1 tRNA gene and 2 rRNA genes (1 of these 3 cut by a window edge) are annotated in these 2,500 nt (G+C 55.5%); all 3 read right to left on the minus strand.

From position 1 onward, the window contains the following. Window positions 1–4: 4 nt before the first annotated feature. A tRNA-Met gene (locus NZL82_RS19525) sits at window positions 5–81 on the minus strand. A gap of 57 nt (window positions 82–138) precedes the next feature. After that, window positions 139–253, minus strand: a 5S ribosomal RNA gene (gene rrf / locus NZL82_RS19530). A 163-nt stretch (window positions 254–416) separates the two neighbouring features. After that, window positions 417–2,500, minus strand: a 23S ribosomal RNA gene (locus NZL82_RS19535) (it continues 707 nt past the right edge of the window).

The raw sequence follows: 2,500 nt of genomic DNA on the forward strand, positions 1-2,500 counted from the left end.
GCGTTGGTTGCGGGGGCAGGATTTGAACCTGCGGCCTTCAGGTTATGAGCCTGACGAGCTACCGGGCTGCTCCACCCCGCGACACTGGGTATAGGGGCAAGGACAAGTGAATGGGTTTTTGTATTCGCGGGCTGTAATGCCTGGCGACGCCCTACTCTTCCACTGCTTGAGCAGTAGTACCATTGGCGCAGTCGGGTTTCACGGCCGAGTTCGGGATGGGATCGGGTGGGACACCGACGCTATGGCCACCAGGCAATAGAGTCCGCGAATAACAATCCCCATCAAGAGGTACTTGATGGGGGCCCCGAGGGGAGGAGACCTCGCTTCGGGGGATTGGGTATAAAATCGATGCACCTGGCTTGATAATGACCGCACCCTGCCATCTAGCCCAGGGCTGATGGTGGGGGTGTGGAGCTCTCAAGCGCGAATAGGACAATTAGTATCGGTTAGCTCCATGCGTTACCGCACTTCCACATCCGATCTATCAAGGTCGTGGTCTTCGACCGTCCTGAGAAATCTTATCTTGAGGGAGGCTTCCCGCTTAGATGCTTTCAGCGGTTATCCCGTCCGTACATAGCTACCCTGCTGCGCCGTTGGCACGACGACAGGTACACCAGAGGTACGTTCAACCCGGTCCTCTCGTACTAGGGTCAACTCCTCTCAAATTTCGACGCCCACGGCAGATAGGGACCAAACTGTCTCGCGACGTTCTGAACCCAGCTCACGTACCACTTTAATTGGCGAACAGCCAAACCCTTGGGACCTGCTCCAGCCCCAGGATGTGATGAGCCGACATCGAGGTGCCAAACAACCCCGTCGATATGAGCTCTTGGGGGTTATCAGCCTGTTATCCCCGGCGTACCTTTTATCCGTTGAGCGATGGCCCTTCCACGAGGGACCACCGGATCACTATGACCGACTTTCGTCTCTGCTCGACTTGTCAGTCTCGCAGTCAGGCTGGCTTATGCCATTGCACTCTAACAGCCGGTTTCCAACCGGCCTGAGCCAACCTTCGCGCGCCTCCGTTACTCTTTAGGAGGCGACCGCCCCAGTCAAACTACCCGCCACAGAGGGTCCCTGTACCGGTTTCACGGTACGAGGTTAGACATTAAACAACAACAGGGTGGTATTTCACCTATGGCTCCACATCGGCTGGCGCCAATGCTTCAAAGCCTCCCACCTATGCTACACAGTTCTTGTCCAATGCCACTCTGAAGCTGCAGTAAAGGTGCACGGGGTCTTTCCGTCTAACCGCGGGTACTCCGCATCTTCACGGAGAATTCAATTTCGCTGAGCATGTCCTGGAGACAGTGGGGAAGTCGTTACGCCATTCGTGCAGGTCGGAACTTACCCGACAAGGAATTTCGCTACCTTAGGACCGTTATAGTTACGGCCGCCGTTTACCTGGGCTTCATTTCAGAGCTTGCACTCCTCCACTTAACCTTCAGGCACCGGGCAGGCGTCAGGCCCTATACGTCGTCTTGAAGCCGACTTAGCAGAGCCCTGTGTTTTTGCTAAACAGTCGCTACCCCCTGGCCTGTGCCCCCCATGAGAGCTTGCGCTTACATGGGGCCTCCTTCTTCCGAAGGTACGGAGGCAATTTGCCGAGTTCCTTCAGGACACTTCTCTCAAGCGCCTTGGTATACTCTACCTGACCACCTGTGTCGGTTTCGGGTACGGTCTATACGGTGGGGCTATTTCCCGGGACCTCTTCGAGGCACGTCCAATCCGATAAGGACGTACAACACACGAGATCCGTCACACACCACCAGGCCCACGAATATTAACGTGGTTCCCATCGACTACCCCCTTCGGGCTCGTCTTAGGGGCCGGCTCACCCTGCGCGGATTAGCCTTGCGCAGGAACCCTTGGTCTTTCGGCGAGAGGGCATCTCACCCTCTTTATCGCTACTCATGTCTGCATTCGCACTTCCGATACCTCCACGACCCATTACCAGATCGCTTCGCAGGCTTACGGAACGCTCCGCTACCGCGTACACAAAGTGTACACCCTAAGCTTCGGTGCGTGTCTTGAGCCCCGTTACATCTTCGCCGCAGAAACCCTTGTTTAGACCAGTGAGCTGTTACGCTTTCTTTAAAGGATGGCTGCTTCTAAGCCAACCTCCTGGTTGTTTTGGGATTTCCACATGCTTTCCCACTTAGACACGACTTGGGGACCTTAGCTGTAGGTCAGGGCTGTTTCCCTTTTGACGACGGACCTTAGCACCCGCCGTCTGTCTCCCGAGTATCACTCATAGGTATTCGGAGTTTGGTTAGTATTGGTAGATCTCGCGACCCCCGCAACCATCCAGTGCTCTACCCCCTATGGTGTCCGCTCGAGGCACTACCTCAATAGTTTTCGCGGAGAACCAGCTATTTCCCGGCTTGATTGGCCTTTCACCCCTAAGCACAACTCATCCGGTAACTTTTCAACGTTAATCGGTTCGGACCTCCAGTGCGTGTTACCGCACCTTCATCCTGGTCATGCATAGATCGCCGGG

This window comes from Sphingomonas sp. LC-1 (assembly GCF_025371035.1).
Classification (GTDB): domain Bacteria; phylum Pseudomonadota; class Alphaproteobacteria; order Sphingomonadales; family Sphingomonadaceae; genus Sphingomonas; species Sphingomonas sanguinis_E.